Origin of the sequence: Streptomyces sp. NPDC051555 (assembly GCF_044454405.1) — a bacterium.
Classification (GTDB): Bacteria; Actinomycetota; Actinomycetes; order Streptomycetales; family Streptomycetaceae; genus Streptomyces.
Genome location: NZ_JBITDP010000001.1, coordinates 344,139 through 363,088 on the forward strand (window position 1 = coordinate 344,139; position 18,950 = coordinate 363,088).

Consider the following 18,950-nt stretch of genomic DNA (forward strand, 5'->3'; position numbering starts at 1 on the left):
GTCGTGCGCCGAGCCGCGCATACACTGGTGCGCACCATGCCCGATGAAGCGCAGCACCGGCACTCCCCGGCGCCCCCGGCCCAGCCCGGCTCGCGGCGGGAGATCGTCACCGGCGTGGCGCGCGGCGCGCGCGGACGCCCGCCCGCGCACACTCCCGCGCGCTCGGAGATCTCCCAGCAGACCTCGCTCGGGGCCACCTACGTCCGCGCCCTGATGCGCAGCCAACTGCGGGCCGCGCTGGCCGCCCTGGCCGTGCTGCTGGCCTTCGTCGGGGCCCTGCCCCTGCTGTTCTCCCTGCCCGGCGTCGACGCGGGCCCCCTGGTGTGGGTGGCGCTCGGGGTGGTGGTGTACCCGGTGATGTGGCTGATCGCGCACCGGTACGTCGTACGCGCCGAACGCAACGAGGCCGACTTCACCGGCCTGGTGACGGAGCCCTTGAGCGAACCCCTGGCCGAACCCCCGAGAGAGCCACCGGCCGGCTGACCGCCCGGCTGACCGCCCGGCTGACCGCCCCGCAGGCCGTTCGGTCAGAAGAGGTGCATCGCCAGGTGCCCCAACGGCAGGCCCAGTTGCCAGGCCGGGGTCCACACCCGGGCGCTCTCGTCCAGCCCCGGCGGGGTGTCCTCGGGGCCGGGCCGCCCCGGGTCCAGGTTGGTGGCGAACAGCTCGGTCCGCTCCAGCCAACTCCAGGCGTCCCGGGCCAGTTCCAGGTCGGGGTCCTCGCCGGCGCCGCGCTCCCGGGCCTCCTCGCCCAGCTGGAGGAAGCGGGTCTGCACCCAGTCGCGCCAGGGATGACCGTACGCCGTCAGGGAGAGCCACTCGTCGAGCTGCGAGACGACCCGGATCCCGGACAGCTCGCCGGCGGCGTCGGAAAGGTAGATCGTCAGTGCCAGGGTGTCCCGCCCGGCCCGGAATTCCAGGGTGCTGACCGGGATCAGTCGTCCCGTGCGCAGCAGTTCGTCCGCGATGTACTCGGCGTAGAGCCACGCCATGGGCACCGCGAGCCCGCCGTCACTGGTGCCGTTCATACCCTCGGGCTGCACCGTTCCACCTTCTCCCGCGTGTCGAGCCTGCCGCCGTCGGTCAGAGCCTCTCCTCAGAGCCTCGCAGGACGGGCGATGTTTACTCAACTTGGACGCTCTGGAGCCGAATTGGATGCGCCATGCGCCCACTCCGGTCAATCCTTGAGCGGTTCTCGGCCAGTTGGCCCTTCGTCCCCCGTGGCGCCCACGGCCGCCGGGCGACCGCGCCGCCCCGTCTCAGGCCCCGAGCCCGTACCCCTGGAGGTCCTTGCGCAGGGCCCGCAGCGCGTAGTAGGTCCGGGACTTGACGGTTCCTGTCGGTATGCCCAGCTCTTCGGCGGCTTCCGCGACCGACCGGTCGCGGAAGTAGACCTGCATCAGCACCTCGCGGTGCTCCGGTCCCAGACCGCCGACCGCCCGTCGGACGTCGATGGCGGTGACCGAGCGGGAGACCCCGTCCCGGGGCGCGGGCGTCTGGTCCAGGTCCTCCTGCTCGACCTCCTGGGGGCGGGAGAGCCGGGCGCGGCGCGCGTCGATCGCGAGCCGCCGGCCGACCGTGAAGAGCCAGGGGCGCATGGAGGCGTGGGGGCTCTCCAGCACTTCGGGGTGCTGCCAGGCGCGCACCAGGGTCTCCTGCACCAGGTCCTCGGCGCGCTGCGCGTCGCCGTTGCAGAGGCCGAAGAGGAATCCGAACAGAGCCCGGCCGTGCTCGCGCTGGAGTGCGGCGAGTGCCTCCGGGTCGGTGCGGCAATCAGTGGGGGAGGGGGGCACCGAGTGGCTCCTTCCGGGGTGGGTGCGGGTCGACATGACCACCCTGACCTGCGGCGGGCCGCCCGGGAACCGTCGGGTGCCGCTGCTGCGCCCAAGCACCCCGGCCGTCCGGTGGGCGGCCGCCCTCGTCGGTGAACGGTCGAACGGCGCGGTGAACGGCAGGCCGTCCGCCGGGGCGCGGTGCCGCCAGGAGGGTGAGTCCGGGGCGCCCGGCGGAGCCGTTCCTTGACTTGCGCTGCTCGCTCTCCAGGATTCAGGTCATCCGATAGTCCTATGAAATGGAAGCTGGGGCAGATGACCAAGCGCACGCGCCGGGCCGTCGCGGTCCTGTCGGCCGTCCTGCTGTCGGCCGTGGCCGCGGCGGGCTGCTCCGGCCCGTCGGGCAGCCCGGGAGCCGCGGGCAGCCCGGGAGCCGCGGGGACCGGGGCGACCAAGGGGACCGCCGGGACCGGGAAGAAGGGCTTCACCCTGGTCGCGAGCGGGGACGTGCTCCCGCACACCTCGATCATCAACGGGGCGGCCACCGGGGGCGGCGGCTACGACTTCAAGCCGATGTTCGCGGACATCAAGGACCTCGTCACCGCCGCCGACCTGGCGATCTGCCACAGCGAGACGGTCTACGGCGAGGAGGGCGGCCCCTTCTCGGGCTACCCGGACTTCGTCTCCCCGCCCCAGGTGGCCGAAGGACTGGGGGACGCCGGGTACGACGGCTGCTCGACCGCCTCGAACCACACCCTCGACGACGGCGCCGAAGGGCTGAAGCGCACGCTGGACACCTTCGACAAGGTCGGCCTGAAACATGCGGGTTCGGCGCGCACGGCGGCCGAGGCGGCCACCGTGACGACCTACACGGCGGGCGGGGCCGAGGTGGCGCACCTCGCCTACACCTACGACACCAATGACCACCCGATGCCCGAAGGGCAGCCCTGGGCGGTCAACCTGATGGAACAACAGGAGATCGTCGCCGACGCCAGGGCGGCCCGGACGGCGGGCGCGGACGTGGTGCTGGTCAGCCTGCACTGGGGCACGGAGTGGCAGACCGCGCCGGACGAGCGCCAGCTCTCCCTCGGCAAGGCCCTCACGGCCTCGACGAGCGGCGGCCGCCCCGACATCGACATGATCCTCGGCACGCACGCGCACATCCCGCAGGCGTACGAGAAGGTCAACGGCACCTGGATCGTCTACGGCATGGGCGACCAGGTCGCCGGCGAGATGTTCAACGACTCGGGCGACCGCGACCTGCGCGGCAACTACGGCTCGATCGGCCGCTTCACCTTCGAGCCCCCCGCCGCGCCGGGGCAGCGCTGGCGCGTCACCAAGGCCGAGTACATCCCGCAGATGACCGACCTCGCCGAGCGCAAGGTCGTCAACCTCCCGGCGGGCCTGGCCAAGGACCCCGAACACGAGGCGTACAAGACCGCCGAGGAGGCCATCAGCGAGGCCGTGCTGAGCCGCGGCGCGGCCAAGGACGGCCTGACACTCGGCAAGTAGCACCGCCGGGCGGGCGCCCGTACGGTCCGGCGACGGGCCGGCCACCGGAGCGGCACCGCCACCGGAGCGGTACCCGCCACCGACCCGGCGTCGTGCTAGGGAACCACGGTCACCGGCCAGCGCCCCGCCTTCACCAGCCGGACCGCCACCGACCCGATGATCCGGTGCCCGGCCTGCTCCGAGGCGCCCACGACCACCGCGTCCGCGGTCAGCTCCTCGGCGGCGCTCACCAGGCCCGCGTACGGGTCCCCGCGGAAGGTGTGGAACTGCCAGCGCACCTCGAAGATGCCCTTCACGCGCTCCGCCGAGTCCCGGATCTCGGCCACGATCCCCTCCGCGATCTCCTCGGTGGCCCCGGCCACCGGCGCGCCCATGGCCGCCCCGGCCGCGATCACCGGCTGGACGTAGACCAGCGCCAGGAGGGCGTTCTGGCGCCGGGCCAGCCCCGCCGCATAGGCCGCCGCGCGCAGCGACGACTCCGATCCGTCAACCCCGGCGAGGATCACCTTCGGACCGTCGGTACCCCGCTCGAACCCCGTGCTCACGTGCTCTGTCACCCCACCGAGGTTAGTGCGTTCGGCGCGCGGACCGGCGCGCGCCTCCCTACAGTGCGAACCATGAGTGCCACCGTGGAGGAGACCCGTGGGACCCGGAACCGCTTCCTGAAGCGGGTGCCCGACGGATTCGGCGCGTTCTTCGGAACGCTCGGCCTGGTGTGCGCCGTCCTGGCGCTGTCCCCCACGCTGCGGCGGCTGCTGCGGCCGGTGGTGCGTTTCCTGGACATGTTCGTCGTCCCGGTCAGCGAGAACCTCGCCTACGCCGTCTTCCTCTTCCTGCTGGCCGCTGCCCTCGGCACCCGCAAGAAGGTCGCCTGGTGGATCGTCGTCACCTATCTGGCCCTGTTGATCCTGGTCGACGTCCTCATCCTCGCCGACGGGGACTACTGGGTCTCGATCGTCTCCGGCGTCATCGCCGTCGCCGCCATGGTGCTCCTGATCGCCGCCCGCAAGGAGTTCTACGCCGCCTCCCGGCCCGGGGCCCTGTGGCGGGCGCTGCTGGTCCTCGGCCTCGGACTGCTCGCGGCCGTCTTCCTCGGCTGGGGGCTCGTCGCGATCTTCCCCGGCAGCCTGCCCAAGGGACAGTGGCTGGACTGGGCCGCCAAACAGGTCTTCGGTGGACTCTTCTCCGCCCGCCAGTTCGACGGCCACCCGCCCCGGCCCCTCTACTTCCTGCTCGGCCTCTTCGGCGCCCTCGCCCTGCTGAACGCCGCCTCCACGCTCTTCCGCTCGCAGCGCATGACCGCCGCCCTGCACGGCGACGAGGAACCGCGCATCCGGGCGTTGCTCGGCGCCTACGGCCGGGGCGACTCCCTCGGCTACTTCGCCACCCGCCGCGACAAGGCCGTCGTCTTCGCCCCCAACGGCAAGGCCGCGGTCACCTACCGTGTCGAGGCCGGTGTCTGCCTGGCCAGCGGCGACCCCGTCGGCGACCCCGGAGCCTGGACGCCCGCCATCGACGCCTGGCTCGGCGTCGCGCGCCGCTACGGCTGGCAGCCCGCCGTGATGGGCGCCTCCGAGGAGGGCGCGACCGCCTTCGCCCGGTCCGGGCTCAGCGCCCTCCAGCTCGGCGACGAGGCGATCTTGCACATCGCCCAGTTCGACCTCGACGGCCGCGACATGCGCGTCACCCGCCAGGCCGTCAACCGGGTCCGGCGCACCGGCGCCTCCACCGTCATCCGGCGCCACTCCGCCCTCACCGAGGAGGAGATGCAGCGGATCGTCGACCGCGCCGACAAGTGGCGCGACACCGAGACGGAGCGGGGTTTCTCCATGGCCCTCGACCGGCTCGGCGACCCCACCGACGGGGACTGCCTGCTCGTCGAGGCCTTCGACGCCGAGGGCGAACTCATCGCCCTGCTCTCCTTCGTCCCCTGGGGCAAGGACGGCATCTCCCTCGACCTGATGCGCCGTGACCGCTCCGCGCCCAACGGCGTCATGGAGTTCATGGTCGCCGAACTGTGCGCCGCCGCACCCAAGCTGGGCGTGCGCCGGATCTCCCTCAACTTCGCCGTCTTCCGCTCCGCCTTCGAGGAGGGCGGCCGGATCGGCGCGGGCCCCGTCCTGAAGCTGTGGCGCAAGCTCCTGTTGTTCTTCTCCAAGTGGTGGCAGCTGGAGGCCCTGTACCGGTCCAACGTCAAATACGGACCCGAGTGGTACCCGCGCTTCCTCTGCTACCAGGACGCCGGCTCCCTCGCCCGGGTCAGCCTCGCCTCCGGCATCGCCGAGGGGTTCGTCTCCGTACCGAGCATGCGCACCCTGTGGGGCAACGGGCACGCCAGGGGCGTCACCGCCCCGGCCAACACCGCGGGCCTCCCCCCGATCGCCTCCCTCAACCTCGGGGCCGTGGGGGAGGAGGAGGGCGGGGGCGGCGCCGAGCGGCTGCCCGAACAGGTCCGCGTCCGCCACCGCAAGGTGGAGCGGATCCGCGCGGGCGGCACCGACCCCTACCCGGTCGGCATCCGCCAGCGCACCCACACCGTGGCGCAGCTGCGCGCCGCGCACCCCGGGTACCCGTCGGGCGAGCGGACCGGCGAACAGGTCACCGTCGCCGGACGCGTGATGGTCGTGCGCGACCTCGGCGGCGTGGTCTTCGCCGTGCTCCGCGACTGGACCGGCGACGTGCAGCTGATGTTCACGCGCGACGAGGCCGGGACCGAGGTGCTCGGCACCTTCACCACCCAGGTCGACTTCGGCGACCACGTCGTCGCGAGCGGCGAGATCGGCAGCAGCAGGAGCGGCGAACTCTCCGTCGTCGTCGGCTCCTGGCAGCTCACCGGCAAGTGCCTGCGCCCGCTGCCCGACAAGCGCAAGGGCCTGGCCGATCCCGAGGCCCGGGTCCGGCGGCGCTACCTCGACCTGGTGGCCAGCCCCGAGGCGCGCGAGGTCGTACGGGCCCGCTCCAGCGCCGTGCAGGCACTGCGCCAGGGGCTGCTCGACCGCGGCTACCTGGAGGTCGAGACCCCGATGCTCCAGCAGATCCACGGCGGCGCCAACGCCCGCCCGTTCCGCACCCACATCAACGCCTACGACATGGACCTCTACCTGCGCATCGCGCCCGAGCTGTACCTCAAGCGACTGTGCGTCGGCGGCATGGAGAAGGTCTTCGAGATGGGCCGCACCTTCCGCAACGAGGGCGTCTCCTACAAGCACAACCCCGAGTTCACGATGCTGGAGGCCTACCAGGCCTTCGCCGACTACGACGTCATGCTCGACCTCACCCGCGAGTTGATCCAGGGCGCCGCGACCGCCGCCTTCGGCTCCGCGATCGCGCACAAGGCGGGACCCGACGGCCGACTCGTCGTGCACGACATCTCCGGCGCCTGGCCGGTGAAGACGATGTACGGGGCGATCAGCGAGGCGCTCGGGGAGGAGGTCGACGCGGACACCGGGGAGGCGGCCCTGCGCCGCCACTGCGACCGGGCGGGCGTGCCCCACACCCCGGAGAACACCCGCGGCGACGTGGTCCTGGAGATGTACGAGCGGCTGGTGGAGGAGAAGACCCTCCTCCCCACCTTCTACAAGGACTTCCCGACGGACGTCTCGCCGCTCACCCGCCAGCACCGCAAGGACCCCCGGCTCGCCGAACGCTGGGACCTGGTCGCCTTCGGCACCGAGCTGGGCACCGCCTATTCGGAGCTGACCGACCCGATCGAACAGCGGCGCAGGCTCACCGCCCAGTCGCTGCTGGCGGCGGGCGGCGATCCGGAGGCGATGGAGATCGACAACGAGTTCCTGGACGCGTTGGAGTACGCGATGCCGCCCACGGGCGGGCTGGGCATCGGGGTGGACCGGCTCGTCATGTTCCTCACCGGTCTGACGATCCGCGAGACGCTTCCGTTCCCCCTGGTGCGCCGGAGCTGAAGCCGCCGCCCGGCGACCGCCCGGGCGGCTGATCGGGTGAGGGGGCGGTGGCGCGTCCGCGTCCCCCGGCATCCGGGGCGGTGCCGTTGATACGTAGTAGTAATGAAAACTGACGAGCCGACAGTAGGGCGGCGCATGCTCCTGCGTACCGCCGTCTTCCTCGGGATCGCCGCCGCGGCCTCCGGCGTCCTCGGCGAGGAGGAGGCTGCGGATCCCGCCCGGCCCGGCGCACCCGCGGCGGCCGGCGGCGCCGGAGCGCCCGGAGCACCCGGAACCGCCGCGCTGAACCGGCAGGGCGCGGCCTCCAGCGCGTACCGGCTGAGCCCGATGGCGGCCGACGTCCCGCCCCGCCACCACCCGGCCAGGCCCGCCGTCCGCACCCGCCCCATCCTGGAACTCTCGGGCGCGCCCGGAGCCCCGGCCGTCGGCAGCCAGATGGTGCTCACCTTCGACGACGGCCCCGACCCCCGCTACACCCCCGCGATCCTGGACACCCTGGCCCGGTACGGGGTCCGCGCCATGTTCTTCGTCTGCGGCGAAATGGCCACCGACAACCGGGACCTGGTGCGGCGGATGGCCGCCGAGGGGCACGTCATCGGCAACCACACCTGGACCCACCCGCTCATCCCGAAGCTCACCCGGCCCGACCTCGCGTCCGAGATCGGCCGCACGAGCGAGGTGGTGCAGCAGGCCACGGGGGAGGCGCCGGGGTGGTTCCGGGCGCCGTACGGGGCCTGGAACCGGGCCGCCTTCGAGATCGGCGCGGAGCTGGGGATGGAGCCGCTCGCCTGGACCGTGGACACGCTGGACTGGACCGAGCCGGGCACCCCGACGATCGTCTCGCGGGTGCTCAAGGGGGCCGCCCCCGGAGTGATCGTGCTCTCGCACGACGCGGGCGGCAACCGCACGCAGAGCGTCCAGGCGCTGGGCGAGTACCTGCCCCAACTGCTCTCCCGGGGTTACCGGATGACCCTGCCCGGCCTGCGGTCCCACTGAAGATACGTTCCGTCAGTGGGACCGCGGTCCGGGTCCGGCCCCTCGGGGCCGCACGGTCAGCGCGTCTCCACCATCCGGGCGAAGACGACCACGTTGCCGTCGTAGCCGCGGGCCTTCGAATATCCGCCGCCACACGTGATCACCCGGAGCTCCGGCTGGCCGGTGTCCCCGTACACCCGGGCTCCGGGGAAGGCGTCCTTGGCGAAGACCTCGACGCCGTACACCTCGAACACCGCCGTGCGCCCGTCGTAGCGCTGCACCTCGACGCGATTGCCCTTGCGGAGCGCGCCCAGCCCGTAGAAGACCGCCGGGCCCTTCGCGTTGTCCACGTGGCCCACGATCACCGCCGAGCCCTGCTGGCCGGGCGAGATGCCGTTGAGGTACCAGCCCGCGAGGTTCGGATCCTGCGGCGGCGGGGCATCGATCCAGCCCTCCGCGTCCAGCCCGACCGTCATCACCGGCGCGTCCACCTTGATCGAGGGGATCCGCACCCGCTGCACCGAGGAGTGGTCCAGCGGGTCCGGCGCCGGCGGAAGCGCCTGCTCCGGCAGCTGCTGCGGCACCTGGTCCGACGGCTGATCCAGCTGCTGCGCGGTCGCCGGCGTGCTCGGCGCCGCCTGCGGCTGCCCCGGGCGCACCCCGACGGCCGCGGCCGCGGCCGGCTGGGGAGGCCCCTCCTCGAACTCCGCCCCGTTCCGGACCATGGCGAGGCCGGTGAGCATGACGAGGGCGAGCGCTCCCCACGGAGAGCGTCTTCGTGACGGAACGGTCTCGTCCCAGCCCATGGTTCTCCCTTCCCGACGCGGGGGTCCCGACCCGCGTTCACTTCCCACCCCGTGTGCACTGCTTCGTACGCCCTACGTCACGCACGCTAAGGGCGAGTGCGGGGGACGGCGAGGGGGGAGGTGCGAACGGGTGGCGGACCGCGGCCGGGCCGGGGCGGGGGGCCGTACGGGATGCGCCCATCCAGGTAATCGTCACATAAATGACTGACGGGTCGTGACCTGCGGATCCGTCAGATGAGCCGCGCTCGCCTCGGCGTGTCGCTCAACCGGGCGGCCCAAAGGTGGAAATGCGCTGGTTGCGGACCGGCCGGAGGGTTCGTCTTGGGAGGCGTTCTCGTCGATGATCCCGGGCGACCACCGCTCCGGGGCGCCTCCCGCTGGAGGTTCCACCATGCGTGCTTCTCGCGCTCTCACCGTGACCGCGGCGGCCTTCGTCGCCCTCGGACTCGCCGCTCCGTTCGCCAGTGCGAGCAATGAGCCAGCCGCCGGGCCCGCCGGTGGGCCCGGCGGTGGACCGGGGGGCGGGCCCAGGAACGTCGCGGTCAGCCCGTACTCGGTGCACCGGGGCGCCTCGATGGAGGTCAAGGCCGAGGGCTGCCGCAACGGAGGCACCGTCTGGTCGCCCGGCAACTTCGACCAGGCGAACCTGTCGGGCGGGTCCCCCGCCTTCGCCAACGTGCACATCAGGCACGACGCCCGCACCGGCGACCAGACGCTCTCCGTCAAGTGCCACGACAACAGTCTCGTCGCCACCCACCGCTTCCGGATCCTGGAGGGTCGCGGCGCACAGGGCGGCCTCGGCGGCTCCATCGGCCCGTCCGCCACCGAGACCGCCATCGGCGCGGGACTCGTGGGCACGGCGGCCCTCGGCGCGGGCATCCACGTGATGCGCCGCCGCCGCCCGGTCCACGGGCGGGTCTGACCGGCAGCCTCCCCGGTCCTGCCCACCAGCCCGTGAACCGCCGTTCGCCCCGAGTCCTGGCCAGGACTCGGGGCGAACGGCGGTCGATCCGGTGGGGGTCGGCTCAGTGCCCGCGGGAGTCCGCGCGGCGTCTGATCGCATATCCGGTACCAGCGGCCGCGACCAGGAAGAGTCCGGCGCCCGCGGCCAGTTCGCCGACGTCCATCCCGGCCACGCTGCCGCCGAGACCGCCGCGCACGCCGCGGGCCGCGGCCGTGGACCTGGCGGTGGGGGCGGTCGTACCGCCCGCGATGGTGAGATCGGTGGAACCGGTCTCGTTGTTGCAGGTGAAGTTGACGGAGTAGCGGGCCCCGCGCCGGGCGTCCCGGTCCACCGTGACCCGGACCGTCTTGCCCTTCGGCACGCTGACGGTGTCGAAGATGCCCGAGGAGACGGTGGCGTACGCCGCCGTACAGCCGGTGAGGGAGAGCACGACCGCGCCGCCGGGTGCGACCGTCGAGGGGGAGACGGCGAACCCGAACGAGGTGATGGGCTGGGCCTCCGCCGCGACGGCGCACGCTGCGCCGAGCGCGAGGACGGTGCCCGCGGCCCCGGCGGTGAGGAGAGCGGTGGCTGAGGTACGTATCGCGCCCATGGTTCTTCTCCGGATCCCCGAGGAGCAGCTGCGGAACGGTTTCCGCACGTGGGGGAACGTGCGCCTCGATGTCCGCCACGCTAGGTGCGCCTGCGGTGACCCGCGATCAGGAACGGGCGAATGGGGCATCCCGGTAGGCCGAACCGGGGACGGACGGGCCGGCAGCGGTTTGCCGGCCCCGGGTCGCCCGCCCCGGATCAGTTGTCGTCCGGCCCCAGGTGCGGGAACTGCTGGAAGAACGGCTCGGCGGTGGCCGAGACCCCCCGGCTGAACGGCGCGTCGAAGTCCCAGATGAGGAAGAGTAGGAAGGCGATCAGCGCGCTGAAGAGTCCGGCGAGCAGCATCTCCCGGAAGGAGCGCCGGATCTGCAGGGTGAAGATCAAACCCACCGTCACCAGCGCGCCCGCCACCAGGCCGAACCAGACCACACCCGGCATGGTGGCCCCGGCGCTCTGCAGCCGCGCGCTGCGGGCGTCGTCCGCGATCCCCACCTGGTCGACCAGGGGCTGGTAGGCCTGGCCCTCGTGGTCGGTCTGCGGTTCGTAGTCGGTGACGTCCCGGCGGATCCGGTCGAGCAGCTTGGTGCCCTGGTCGGAGACGTCCCCGTCGTCCGCCATGTCCTTCCACTCCTGCGTGACCACGTACGTCACGTAGGCGTCGACGTCGGCCCGGATCCGGGTGCGCACCGCCGCCGGATAGACCTCGGAGCGGATGCTGACCTCGTGGAGCGCCTGGGATTCCTGGCGTACGTACTCCTGGGCGGCCCCGCGGCCCTCCCAGACGCCGGCGATCGCCAGGCCGAGCACGATCGCATAGATGACCCCGATCATCATCGTCATGTACTCGATGACGTCCGGGGTCTCGTTCGGATCGTCGTCCTCACCGATCCGGCGGTGGTTGAAGAAGGCGATGGTTAAGACGACGGCGCAGGCCGCGGCCATCGCGAGGGACAGGACGAGCCATTCCGACAAGGGAACTCCCACAAGAAACGAATCGGGTCGGGGTCAGCGCGGGCGCAGCGCGACGATGGCGAGCACGGCGGGGGCCGCCGTGAGCAGGGTGAAGGTCACCGGCGAGATGTGGTGCTCCGCCGGTTTACGGGCCTCCGTGCGGTAAGCCGGCCTGGGCACCGGCTTCTTCGCGGGAGGCGTCACCACGGGGGCGGGCGGCGGTGTCGGCGCGGGCGGCGGCGGCGGCGCCGGAGCCCGGTGGACCCGGGGCGCGGGCGGCGCCGGCTTCGGGGGTGCGGGCGGCGGCGGAGGGGGCGGCGCCGGCTTCGGGGGCGCCGGCGGCGTGGGCTTCGGGGTGGGCTTCGGGGTGGGCGTGGGCGTGGGCTTGGGAGGCGTCGGGGTGGGGGTCGGCGTCGGGGTCGGAGTCGGGGTGGGCGTGGGCTTCGGGCAGGGCGGTGGCGGGGGCGGTGGGCACGGTGGGGGCGGCGGCGTGCAGTGGTGCCCGCCGTGATGGCCTCCGCAGGGCCGACTCCCGTGGTCGTCGTCGTGATGTCCGCCACCTCGGGAACCCCCGCCACCACCGCGGAAGCTCTCGCTCCGGGCTGCCGTGACCAGCTCGACGACGGCTCGGCCGTCGTCCGGGCCGGGCATCGTGGAGGCGCGGCTATCGGCCACGGCAGGTGTGACGGACAGTGCCGCCCACACGAGGACCGGGACCGTCAGCAGGCGCCTGGCACAGGGTCTGTTCACCCGGGGAGCATGGGGCCGCAGGCCCTCCCGCACTCCCGGACCCGCTCCGGTTCCCCCGAACGGGCGATGTGGGGACCGTAGAGGTTTGAGCCAGCGATCGACGGTGTCCGATCAGGTAGCGGTCAATTCCCAAAAGGTATTTGTCGGTTTCGATCAATGTGGGCGGACGGGGCTCCTGGTGTGTTTGGTGTGTGACGAAGAACGGACCGCCAATTTCCGCTTTCGCTCGCTCGGTTGGGCAATGATCAGTACATTCGGCTCGGACAGCTGTCCGAGACCGCGGACACCGATGGACTACACTTGGAGACCCCGATGGAGCGACCCGCCTGGGCCCCGCCGGGCATCGACATATCGGTGCCGAGCGTGTCCCGCATCTACGATTACTACCTGGGCGGCTCCCACAATTTCGAGGTCGACCGCCAAGCGGCCCGCCGGGCCATGGAATTCATCCCGGGCCTTCCCAAGATCATGCAGGCGAACCGGGCATTCATGCGGCGCGCCGTCCGGTACGCGGTCGACCAGGGCGTCACCCAGTTCCTGGACATCGGGTCCGGCATCCCCACCTTCGGCAACGTCCACGAGATCGCCCGGGCCGCGAGCCCCGAAGCCCACGTCGTGTACGTCGACCACGACCCGGTGGCCGTCGCGCACAGCCAGGCCGTCCTGGCCGGCACCGAAGGCACCGGCATCGCCGCCGCCGATCTACGCAAGCCGGCGGACATCCTGGCGAGCCCCGAGGTGACCCGGCTGCTCGACCTGGACCGGCCGGTGGCCCTGCTGCTGGTCGCGGTCCTGCACTTCCTGGAGGACGCCGACGAGCCGTACGCCGCCGTGGCCGAGCTGCGCGACGCGCTGGCCCCCGGCAGCCTGCTGGTCCTCACGCACGCCTCGTACGAGGGTGTACCGCTCGCGGAGGAGGTCGCGGGCGGCGCTGTTGGCGTGTACCGGGACATTCGCAACCCGCTGGTCATGCGCAGCGGCGCGGAGATCGGCCGGTTCTTCGACGGGTTCGAGTGGGTGGAACCGGGACTCGTCTCGATGCCCGAGTGGCGGCCGGAGGGCCCGCAGGACGGCGAGGCACAGGAAGACCCGTACGCCTTCTCGGGCTTCGCGGGCGTGGGACGCAAGGCGTGAGACTCCCGGCACAGACGGCGGGGGAAGCGGGCGCGATGGGCACCGGAAGGACCGCGAAGGGCGTCCCCGCGCCCGGAGCCGTACCGACGACCGCGCGCACGGCACCGGCGGGCACGGCGCGGACCGGCACGGCCCCTGCGGGCACGGCGCGGACCGGCACGGCACCGGCGGGCACGGCACCGGCGGGCCCCGTGGCGGCCGGGCTGCCCGCCGACCCGGACGACCGGATCGGACGGTTCGCGACGATCTGGAGCCGGGCCATCTTCCCGGTGACCGCCACCTCGCTGACCCGGGTGGAGTTCGAACGCCACCTCGTGCCCCTCGCGCGCACCTTGGCCGAGGCCCTGCACGCCCGTCCCTTCGACGCGTCGGTCGGTCAGCGGGTCGGCACGGAACTCGTGGCCGTGCACTGCACCGACCCGGAGGCCCTCGCGGGCACCCTCGGCGTGGTCGAGGCCTATCTCGTCCTGTACTGCGGCCCGGGCGGCGGCGGGGCGGACGAGTCCGAGGAGTACCGGGCCCGGTGCGCCCGCCTCCAGCACGGGATCGCGGCGGGCTTCGCCCGCGAGCTGCGGGAGCGCACGCTCAGGGAGCAGGAGGCCATCGCCCGTTCCGCGCTGACCGCCCGGATCGATGCCCAGCAGGCCCTGCACGCCAGCGAGGCGCGCTTCCGAGCGGTCTTCGAGGGCGCTGCCATCGGCATCGGCATCGCCGACCTCCAGGGCAACGTCATCGAGGTCAACGACACCTTGCTCCAGATGTTCGGCGGCCTCGAAGGGCACGTCCGGGGCCGCAACGTCAACGAGTGGAGCCATCCCGACGACACCCCGCACGTGTGGCGGATGTACGGGGAACTCGTGCGCGGCGAGCGCGAGCACTACCGCGTGGAGAAGCCGTACTACCGGCACGACGGGACCGTGCTGTGGACCAACCTGACGGTGTCCCTGCTGCGCGACGCCGAGGGCACCCCGCAGTACCAGCTGGCCCTGATGGAGGACACCACCGAGCGGCGGCTGCTGAACCTGCGGCTGCGCTACGAGGCCACCCACGACGCGCTCACCGGTCTGCCCAACCGGACCCTGTTCTTCGAACGGCTGGAGAAGGCCCTGAGCGGGGCCGGCGGCAGCCGCTTCGGGCTGTGCTACCTCGACCTGGACGGGTTCAAGACCGTCAACGACAGCCTCGGCCACTCGGCGGGCGACCGGCTGCTGGTGGAGGTCGCGGACCGGCTCCAGAGCTGCGCCACCGGCCCCGGCGAGGTCGTGGCCCGGCTCGGCGGCGACGAGTTCGTGGCGCTGACCACCGGGCCCGAGACCGAGGAGGAGGTGACGGACCTGGCGATGCGGATCCTCTCCGCCCTCGCCACCCCGATCCGCCTGGAGGGCCGCGAGCTGACGGTCCGGGGCAGCATCGGCATCGTCGAGGGCCCGGCGGGCTCGCGGACCGCGGCCGAGGTGCTCCGCAGCGCCGACATCACGATGTACCGGGCGAAGGCGGCCGGCGGCAACCGCTTCGAGTTCGCCGACGAGGAGGCCGACGCCCGGGCGATCACCCGACACGGTCTGACCAACGCGCTCCCCGCGGCCCTGGAGCGCGGTGAGTTCTTCATCGAGTACCAGCCGCTGGTGCACATGCACGACGGCAGCGTGCACGGCGCCGAGGCGCTGGTGCGCTGGTCGCACCCGCAGTACGGGGTGCTCGGTCCCGACCGCTTCATCCCGCTCGCCGAACGGACCGGCCTGATCGTGCCGCTCGGTCGCTGGGTGCTGGAGGAAGCGGTCCGCCAGGCCCGCAAGTGGCAGCGCGAGTACGGTGACTCGGCCCTGCGGATCAACGTGAACCTCTCGCCGACCCAGCTCCACCACCCGGGCCTGGTCGCCGACACGGTGGCGGTGCTGGAGAACTCCGGGCTGGCGCCGGGTGCGCTGTGCCTGGAGGTCACCGAATCGGCCCTGATCGGGGCCGACGACGAACTCCTCGAACCGCTGCGACGACTCGCCGCCCTCGGTGTCGACATCGCGCTCGACGACTTCGGCACCGGTTACTCGAACCTGGCGAACCTGCGCCGTCTCCCGGTGAGCGTCCTGAAGCTGGACCGCTCCTTCACGCAGGGCATGCAGCAGGAGCCGGCGAACCCGGTCGACGTGAAGATAGTGGAGGGGATCGTCGCCCTGGCCCACAGCCTCGAACTCGCCGTGACGGTGGAGGGCGTCGAGACCGGCGCCCAGGCGGCACAGCTCCGCGCGCTGGGCTGTGACACGGCCCAGGGGTGGTACTACGCCAGGCCCGGCTCCCCGGACCGGATCCACACCCTGTCCCTCTGCGACGCCGTACCCACTCCCTGACCTCGCTGCCCCTGCCCGACACCTGAGGCGAGGTCGGGCGGGGCGTACGGGGTGCACGCGGCGTACGGGGTTCAGTTGAGGGCGGCTTCGATGCCCCGGCCGGGCTCGCGGACCGCCTCGCGGACGCGGTCGTGGCGGGCGGAGGTGTCGGCGAGCAAGTGGGCGGCGGCCGGCAGCCGTTCGGCTTCGTAGGCCTCCAGTATCCGCTCGTCGCCGGACCCCGCCAGCGCCTCGGCCAGGATCCGCCCGAGAGTGGCCGCGTCCTGGATGCCGGTGTTCATGCCCAGCCCGCCCGCGATCGGGTGCACGTGGGCCGCGTCTCCTGCCAGGAAGCAACGTCCCTGCCGCATCCGGTCGGCCATCCGCACGTTGACCCGCCAGGTCGAGAGCCAGGTCGCTTCGGTGAGCCGGATCCCGGGCATCCGTGCGTGCTGGTCGAAGAGTCGCTGGAAGCCCTCCAAGGAGGGGGCCAGGCGCTGTCCCTGCTCGTCCGTCTCCGGTGATGCCTGGAGCTGGAACGTCTCGGTTCCCGGTATCGGGCAGAGCATCATGGCGCCGCCGTCGGAGGTGAACCACTGGTGCCAGTACTCACGGCTCAGGCCCTGCGCCGTCACGTCCCCGACCACCATCGCCTCCTCGTCGGAGGTGCGCCCCTCGAAGGAGATGCCGAGCTGTCGCCGGATGGTGCTGCGGCCCCCGTCGCAGCCGGCGAGGTAGGCGGCCCGCAGGGTCCGTCCGTCGGCGAGGGTCACCCGCACCCCGGTGGCGTCCTGGTCCACGGCCTTCACCTCGGCGTCGTACTCGACGTCGACACCGAGCTCGGCCAGTCGGTCGCGCAGGATCTCCTCGATCTGCCACTGGCCCATGAAGAGGGCGGTGGCGTCGCGGGGTGTGTCGTTGATGTACTCCCCGTCGAAGTACTTGCGGAAGATCAGTCCGGCGCTGCCCGTCGAGGTCATCCGCTCGGCCACCCCGAGCGTCTCGAAGACCTCCAGGCTGGTGGGGTGGAGCGCCTTGCCCCGGGACTCGCGGTGGGGTGCGGAGCGCTGGTCGATCACCCGGACCCGGGCCCCGCGGCGGACCAGGTCACAGGCGAGGGTGAGGCCGGTCGGCCCGGAACCCACGATCAATACGTCAGTCGGTACCTCGGCCGGTGCGTCAGTGGTCGGTACGTCAGTGGTCGGTACGTCGGTCAGTGCGTCGTTCATCAGAAGTCCTTTGCTCCGTAGCGGCATTGGCGCCGCCGGGGCGGCCGCTGTCGTCGTCGTGGTTCCAGTGAAGCGCCTCCACGGAGAAAAAGCAACCGGGTCACAAAAATAACCAGGTTGTGAAATCTGTGCTAGCTTGGTGGCATGGACAACACGAGTGCCCCCCCGACGACCGGGCTGCGAGAGGCGAAGAAGCAGCGCACGCGGCAGCAGCTCGCCGCGACCGCGCTGGAGCTCTTCCTGGAGCGCGGCTTCGACGCGGTCTCGGTCGCGGACATCGCGGCCGCCGCCCAGGTCTCCAAGCCCACCCTCTTCCGGTACTACCCGAGCAAGGAGGACCTGCTGCTGGACCGCTTCGCCGACCACCAGGACGAAGCGGCGCGCGTCGTGCGGGAGCGACCGGCCGGGCAGACGCCGGTCGAAGCCCTGCGCGACCACTTCATCGCCGCCCTCGCCGCCCACGACCCGATCACCGGCCTCTGCGACCACCCGAACGTGGTTGTCTTCCAGCGGCTGCTCTACTCGACCGCCAGCCTCAAGTCGCGCCTGGCCCACTACACCGAACGCGAGGTGGACCTGCTCGCCGCGGTGCTGGAAGCGGAGGCGGAAGCGGAGGTCGAGGCGGATGTGGACCCCGATGCGGCGCGGTCCGGGGCGAAGGCCCAGCTGCTGCCGGCCCGGCTCGCCGCCCTGTACCTGGTGACCGCCCGCCATGAACTGGGGCGGGCGAACTGGCTCCGCATGGACGCCGGGCAGAGTGCCGCCGAGGCGCATGCGGCCGCTGTGGCCGATGCCGACACGGCCTTCGCCATGCTGGGCGAGGGGCTGAACCGGACCCTGCCCGCCCGGGTCCGGCACGGATCGTCCGCCGCCCCGACCACGGACTCGGCCCCGATATCCACCACGCCCGGAGCCGGCCAGTAGGGCAGCGGCTGAAGGGGTGGTCGGGGCAGGAGGTCGTCGGGTCAGTAGGTCAGGGTGATCCGCCGCTCGGGGCCGTCGATCCGGACGAGGCCGCCGTAGGGGATCACCACCTGCGGATCCGTGTGCCCCAGGTCCACGTCGAAGACGGCCATCATGTCCGGGGCATAGGTCTTGAGCGCCCGCAGCACGGCCTCCCGCTGCTCCTCGGCGTAACGGAGCCTGTCCTCGGGGTCGTTCGGCCGGTCGAAGGACCAAGCCTTCGGGCGCCCCATCATCATCGCGGAGAAGCGGGCGAGCAGCCCACGTTCGCCCAAGCCGCGCAGCATCCGGAACACCTCCTGTGCCGGAGGCATCTCCTCCGACGTCTCCAGGAACAGCACGCCGCCCTCGGCCGCGTCCTGCGCGGTCGCGACCTCCCGGTCGGCCATCAGGAGCCAGGAGAGGACCTCCAGGTTGCCGCCCCACGCGCGTCCCTCGGCCACCCGGTCGGGGCGGTGCCAGATCCACCCACCCCCGTCCCGCGTGTCGGGCGCGGAGTCGAAGGTGGCGGGATCGGCCCAGTCCCGGTCGGTGTCCCGGAAGCGTTCGGCGGGCCGGATCTCGTAGGGGCCCGAGGAGAAGAGGGCGGCGCGGATCGAAGCGGCGGTCATCGGGTGGAGCGCGTACGGCCGCCCGAGCTCGGTCATCACGCAGGCGCCGTGGTAGGCCACGATGCCCAGGTTCCGCAGGAACAACAGGAGACAGGTGTTGTCGCTGAAGCCGAAGAACGGCTTCGGGTGCGAGCGGATCAGCTCCCGGTCCAGCAGCGGCAGGACGGTGAGCTGGTCGTCGCCGCCGATGCTCGCCATCACCGCCTTGACCGTCGGGTCGGCGAAGGCGGCGTGGATGTCGTCGGCGCGTTCCCGGGGCGTGGATCCCATCTTCCGGGTCGCCGGATACTCCACCGGCTCCAGGGTGAACTCCTCCCGCAGTCGCGCCAGCCCCAACTCGTAGGGAAGCGGCAGGATCCCCGGCAGGCCGGAGGAAGGGGAAATGACCGCGATGCGGTCGCCCGGTACGGGCTTGCGGGGATAGGAAGGAGCGCTCATGTGGGGACAG

The 18,950-nt window shown here is 72.3% G+C and carries 18 protein-coding genes; 8 read left to right on the forward strand and 10 right to left on the reverse strand.

Annotated elements, in window-relative coordinates:
• Window positions 1-36: 36 nt before the first annotated feature.
• Window positions 37-483: a hypothetical protein gene (locus tag ACIBEA_RS01395; RefSeq protein WP_399256666.1), complete on the forward strand. Its 447-nt coding sequence runs from the start codon at window positions 37-39 to the stop codon at window positions 481-483.
• Between the two features lie 44 nt (window positions 484-527).
• Here the strand turns inward: ACIBEA_RS01395 and ACIBEA_RS01400 are convergent, their stop codons facing one another.
• Together ACIBEA_RS01400 and ACIBEA_RS01405 are read right to left on the reverse strand one after the other, a co-directional pair.
• Window positions 528-1,028, reverse strand: a complete 501-nt coding sequence (locus tag ACIBEA_RS01400) for a hypothetical protein (protein WP_399257887.1) — start codon at window positions 1,026-1,028, stop codon at window positions 528-530.
• A 231-nt stretch (window positions 1,029-1,259) separates the two neighbouring features.
• A complete protein-coding gene (locus ACIBEA_RS01405) occupies window positions 1,260-1,829 on the reverse strand; it encodes a sigma-70 family RNA polymerase sigma factor (RefSeq protein ID WP_399256668.1) in 570 nt (189 codons plus the stop codon).
• Window positions 1,830-2,087: 258 nt separating this feature from the next.
• On the opposite strand from ACIBEA_RS01405, the gene ACIBEA_RS01410 reads away from it, so the two are divergent.
• Window positions 2,088-3,284: a CapA family protein gene (locus tag ACIBEA_RS01410; protein WP_399256670.1), complete on the forward strand. Its 1,197-nt coding sequence runs from the start codon at window positions 2,088-2,090 to the stop codon at window positions 3,282-3,284.
• A 95-nt stretch (window positions 3,285-3,379) separates the two neighbouring features.
• Here ACIBEA_RS01410 and ACIBEA_RS01415 read toward each other — a convergent pair whose 3' ends face one another.
• The gene (locus tag ACIBEA_RS01415; protein ID WP_399256671.1) at window positions 3,380-3,841 is read right to left on the reverse strand and encodes a universal stress protein; all 462 of its coding nucleotides are present in this window, start codon (window positions 3,839-3,841) and stop codon (window positions 3,380-3,382) included.
• Between the two features lie 60 nt (window positions 3,842-3,901).
• Here ACIBEA_RS01415 and lysX point away from each other — a divergent pair, with 60 nt between their 5' ends.
• Together lysX and ACIBEA_RS01425 are read left to right on the forward strand one after the other, a co-directional pair.
• Window positions 3,902-7,204 (forward strand): bifunctional lysylphosphatidylglycerol synthetase/lysine--tRNA ligase LysX, encoded by a 3,303-nt coding sequence (gene lysX / locus ACIBEA_RS01420; protein WP_399256673.1) that lies wholly within the window; start codon window positions 3,902-3,904, stop codon window positions 7,202-7,204.
• A 135-nt stretch (window positions 7,205-7,339) separates the two neighbouring features.
• The gene (locus ACIBEA_RS01425; protein ID WP_399256675.1) at window positions 7,340-8,200 is read left to right on the forward strand and encodes a polysaccharide deacetylase family protein; all 861 of its coding nucleotides are present in this window, start codon (window positions 7,340-7,342) and stop codon (window positions 8,198-8,200) included.
• Window positions 8,201-8,256: 56 nt separating this feature from the next.
• On the opposite strand, the gene ACIBEA_RS01430 is transcribed toward ACIBEA_RS01425, so the two are convergent.
• Entirely contained in the window at window positions 8,257-8,985 is a 729-nt protein-coding gene (locus ACIBEA_RS01430) for a class F sortase (protein ID WP_399256677.1), read from the reverse strand.
• A 391-nt stretch (window positions 8,986-9,376) separates the two neighbouring features.
• Between ACIBEA_RS01430 and ACIBEA_RS01435 the strand changes: the two genes are divergently transcribed.
• A complete protein-coding gene (locus ACIBEA_RS01435) occupies window positions 9,377-9,907 on the forward strand; it encodes a hypothetical protein (RefSeq protein ID WP_399256679.1) in 531 nt (176 codons plus the stop codon).
• Between the two features lie 103 nt (window positions 9,908-10,010).
• Here ACIBEA_RS01435 and ACIBEA_RS01440 read toward each other — a convergent pair whose 3' ends face one another.
• The 4 genes from ACIBEA_RS01440 to ACIBEA_RS01455 form a co-directional block, all read right to left on the reverse strand.
• Entirely contained in the window at window positions 10,011-10,541 is a 531-nt protein-coding gene (locus tag ACIBEA_RS01440; RefSeq protein ID WP_399256681.1) for a hypothetical protein, read from the reverse strand.
• A gap of 197 nt (window positions 10,542-10,738) precedes the next feature.
• Window positions 10,739-11,512, reverse strand: coding sequence for a hypothetical protein (locus ACIBEA_RS01445; RefSeq protein ID WP_399256683.1), 774 nt, complete (start codon window positions 11,510-11,512; stop codon window positions 10,739-10,741).
• 33 nt (window positions 11,513-11,545) lie between these two features.
• Window positions 11,546-11,671, reverse strand: coding sequence for a hypothetical protein (locus ACIBEA_RS01450; RefSeq protein ID WP_385788178.1), 126 nt, complete (start codon window positions 11,669-11,671; stop codon window positions 11,546-11,548).
• A complete protein-coding gene (locus ACIBEA_RS01455) occupies window positions 11,637-11,966 on the reverse strand; it encodes a hypothetical protein (RefSeq protein ID WP_399256684.1) in 330 nt (109 codons plus the stop codon). The genes ACIBEA_RS01450 and ACIBEA_RS01455 overlap by 35 nt, the downstream gene beginning before the upstream one ends.
• 587 nt (window positions 11,967-12,553) lie before the next feature.
• Between ACIBEA_RS01455 and ACIBEA_RS01460 the strand changes: the two genes are divergently transcribed.
• Window positions 12,554-13,375: an SAM-dependent methyltransferase gene (locus tag ACIBEA_RS01460; protein ID WP_399256686.1), complete on the forward strand. Its 822-nt coding sequence runs from the start codon at window positions 12,554-12,556 to the stop codon at window positions 13,373-13,375.
• A complete protein-coding gene (locus ACIBEA_RS01465; RefSeq protein ID WP_399256688.1) occupies window positions 13,372-15,720 on the forward strand; it encodes an EAL domain-containing protein in 2,349 nt (782 codons plus the stop codon). Before ACIBEA_RS01460 ends, ACIBEA_RS01465 begins: the two co-directional genes overlap by 4 nt.
• A gap of 71 nt (window positions 15,721-15,791) precedes the next feature.
• On the opposite strand, the gene ACIBEA_RS01470 is transcribed toward ACIBEA_RS01465, so the two are convergent.
• Window positions 15,792-16,928 (reverse strand): FAD-dependent monooxygenase, encoded by a 1,137-nt coding sequence (locus tag ACIBEA_RS01470; RefSeq protein ID WP_399256690.1) that lies wholly within the window; start codon window positions 16,926-16,928, stop codon window positions 15,792-15,794.
• 144 nt (window positions 16,929-17,072) lie between these two features.
• Between ACIBEA_RS01470 and ACIBEA_RS01475 the strand changes: the two genes are divergently transcribed.
• Window positions 17,073-17,852: a TetR/AcrR family transcriptional regulator gene (locus ACIBEA_RS01475; protein WP_399256692.1), complete on the forward strand. Its 780-nt coding sequence runs from the start codon at window positions 17,073-17,075 to the stop codon at window positions 17,850-17,852.
• Window positions 17,853-17,893: 41 nt separating this feature from the next.
• On the opposite strand, the gene ACIBEA_RS01480 is transcribed toward ACIBEA_RS01475, so the two are convergent.
• The gene (locus tag ACIBEA_RS01480; RefSeq protein WP_399256694.1) at window positions 17,894-18,940 is read right to left on the reverse strand and encodes a S66 peptidase family protein; all 1,047 of its coding nucleotides are present in this window, start codon (window positions 18,938-18,940) and stop codon (window positions 17,894-17,896) included.
• Window positions 18,941-18,950: the final 10 nt, after the last annotated feature.

Coding starts and splice junctions, on each gene's coding strand:
- ACIBEA_RS01395 (WP_399256666.1), top strand. CDS start 37: ATGCCCGATGAAGCGCAGCACCGGCACTCCCCGGCGCCCCCGGCCCAG.
- ACIBEA_RS01400 (WP_399257887.1), bottom strand. CDS start 1,028: ATGAACGGCACCAGTGACGGCGGGCTCGCGGTGCCCATGGCGTGGCTC.
- ACIBEA_RS01405 (WP_399256668.1), bottom strand. CDS start 1,829: ATGTCGACCCGCACCCACCCCGGAAGGAGCCACTCGGTGCCCCCCTCC.
- ACIBEA_RS01410 (WP_399256670.1), top strand. CDS start 2,088: ATGACCAAGCGCACGCGCCGGGCCGTCGCGGTCCTGTCGGCCGTCCTG.
- lysX (WP_399256673.1), top strand. CDS start 3,902: ATGAGTGCCACCGTGGAGGAGACCCGTGGGACCCGGAACCGCTTCCTG.
- ACIBEA_RS01425 (WP_399256675.1), top strand. CDS start 7,340: ATGCTCCTGCGTACCGCCGTCTTCCTCGGGATCGCCGCCGCGGCCTCC.
- ACIBEA_RS01430 (WP_399256677.1), bottom strand. CDS start 8,985: ATGGGCTGGGACGAGACCGTTCCGTCACGAAGACGCTCTCCGTGGGGA.
- ACIBEA_RS01435 (WP_399256679.1), top strand. CDS start 9,377: ATGCGTGCTTCTCGCGCTCTCACCGTGACCGCGGCGGCCTTCGTCGCC.
- ACIBEA_RS01440 (WP_399256681.1), bottom strand. CDS start 10,541: ATGGGCGCGATACGTACCTCAGCCACCGCTCTCCTCACCGCCGGGGCC.
- ACIBEA_RS01460 (WP_399256686.1), top strand. CDS start 12,554: ATGGAGCGACCCGCCTGGGCCCCGCCGGGCATCGACATATCGGTGCCG.
- ACIBEA_RS01470 (WP_399256690.1), bottom strand. CDS start 16,928: ATGAACGACGCACTGACCGACGTACCGACCACTGACGTACCGACCACT.
- ACIBEA_RS01475 (WP_399256692.1), top strand. CDS start 17,073: ATGGACAACACGAGTGCCCCCCCGACGACCGGGCTGCGAGAGGCGAAG.
- ACIBEA_RS01480 (WP_399256694.1), bottom strand. CDS start 18,940: ATGAGCGCTCCTTCCTATCCCCGCAAGCCCGTACCGGGCGACCGCATC.